2 protein-coding genes and 1 pseudogene are annotated in these 1,865 nt (G+C 28.6%); all 3 read left to right on the top strand.

What is annotated here, in order from left to right:
- The first annotated feature begins 368 nt into the window (after positions 1-368).
- Positions 369-1,028 carry a hypothetical protein gene (locus HMPREF1495_RS03580; protein ID WP_034212118.1) on the top strand — a complete coding sequence of 220 codons (660 nt, stop codon included), beginning with the start codon at positions 369-371 and terminating at the stop codon, positions 1,026-1,028.
- Between the two features lie 128 nt (positions 1,029-1,156).
- A complete protein-coding gene (locus tag HMPREF1495_RS03585; protein WP_034212120.1) occupies positions 1,157-1,681 on the top strand; it encodes a hypothetical protein in 525 nt (174 codons plus the stop codon).
- A gap of 1 nt (position 1,682) precedes the next feature.
- Positions 1,683-1,865: pseudogene (locus HMPREF1495_RS03590) on the top strand (hypothetical protein); the annotation flags it as partial.

Here is a 1,865-nt window from a genome sequence, read left to right on the forward strand (position 1 = left end):
TACATAATTGGGTATGACAGAACAGGACAAGACACAAAGTTTATATATGATTACGGGAATGGAGAAAGTAAAGAAATATCAGATAGTGCAATTAGCTTATTTGAATTATTTAAAGACAAGTATAAAGATTGGTCATAAGGAGAAGCTTATGGTTAGAATAAAGAGTAGATTAAAGTTTAGGTGGATTTCTTGCCTTATTTTCCTTAGTATCATTGGTATATGGAAATCATATACCTAAAGGTCATGACAAAACAACATAATTTACAAAGTTTATCTATGATTATGTAAATGGGGAAGAAAAAGTAATGACAGACTATGGGAAAATAGACCTTGGTGATTTATTTGGTTAAAATACAAGGGGGATTAATTTGGATAAAAAAGTGATAACAGTAAGATTATTTATTCTTTTTGGAATAATATTTACTTTAGTATGTATTGGTATTTATTCTATATGTAAATATAGAGTCCACCTAAAAAATATAATGAAGATGCGTAATAAAGATTCCATAGAATTTTTTTATGATGGATTAATAAAATATGAATTGCAACAAGCGACAGAAGCTAAATTGGAGTATGTTGATAATGATGGAAGTGTGTTTTATTTTGACAATGAAACTACGTTAGTTGATAAGTGCGAAGAAGTATCAGACAAATATATAAAGGGAGAGATAAAGACACTGGGGCAATTCAAACTGAAAGAGGGAGAAAATACAGCTAGGAGGATAGAGATATTCAATGATAATATGTCTCATATAAAAGTATGGAATGAACCGGAGAAAAGATACAAGACAATCTCTGAGAGTGAAGGCTTGGAAGTGTTTCAGGAATTAAGAAATCTGGATGAATTATGTAGATATATGTATAAGAAAAGTGAGTTTAATGTACTGTACATTGATGAACTTAACATAATAGGGCATGATAGGACAGCACATTTTACAAAGTTTATCTATGACTACGGAAATGGAAAAGAAAAAGTAATAAAAGAATATGGGAAAATATCTTTTAGAAAATTATTTGAGGTATTTTAGTGTGAGTATTATCACTCGGGATATTATTTGAGAATTATCTTAAACAAACCTTGCCGGAGATGTAAATCTAAGCATTAACCTTCTTAAAGTCGGCAAAGACATGGAAATAATAAAGGATAGAGATCGATATGAAGAGTAATATTAAATTTCCGGGGTTATTTTTAGTATTATGTATATTAATAACAGGATGTATGGGCTCCTCATTTAACAAAAAAATAAATATTAATAATATAAAAAGTGATTTAAATGGATTTTATAAAAAATTTTCAACTGATTATTTAAATGAAGAGATAACAGTTGTTAATAAAGACATAATAGGCTGGGATGGGGAAGTAGTAAAATATATAGATGCAAATAATAAAGTGTCAAGATGTACTGTAATAATTTACGGAGAAGATGAAAAATCAACTTCAGAATATTATTTTATAGATGGTTATACATATGTAACAATATTAAAAGAATACTATACATATCCTATATATTATTCATATAACAGACCGATAGATATAATGTACAGAACATTTAACGAGGCAGTTATTTATGATGGCATGATTTATAAGCTTGTAAATGGAGAATTTATTAAAAAAAATATAGAAGATATAAAAATGCCTTATACATCATTACAGGAGATAAATGAAGCGATAGGTGAGTGAGATGAGAAAACTTATAGTAACAGCACTAATATTATGTGCAAGTGTTCTGCTTTCCTGTGGTTTAGTAAGTGAGGAGAAGTCTGTAGAACAAACTTATGCATTCGAAAAGAACCAATATGATAAGTTTGATAATAAGGTAGAAGGATTATCAGAATCAGATCTTGAAAAACTTAAGTGGTTAATG

Origin of the sequence: Lachnoanaerobaculum sp. MSX33, assembly GCF_000512995.1 — a bacterium.
GTDB lineage: Bacteria > Bacillota > Clostridia > Lachnospirales > Lachnospiraceae > Lachnoanaerobaculum.

Excerpts from the sequence above, each read along its gene's own strand:
- HMPREF1495_RS03585 (WP_034212120.1), top strand. The coding sequence starts at position 1,157 with ATGAAGAGTAATATTAAATTTCCGGGGTTATTTTTAGTATTATGTATA.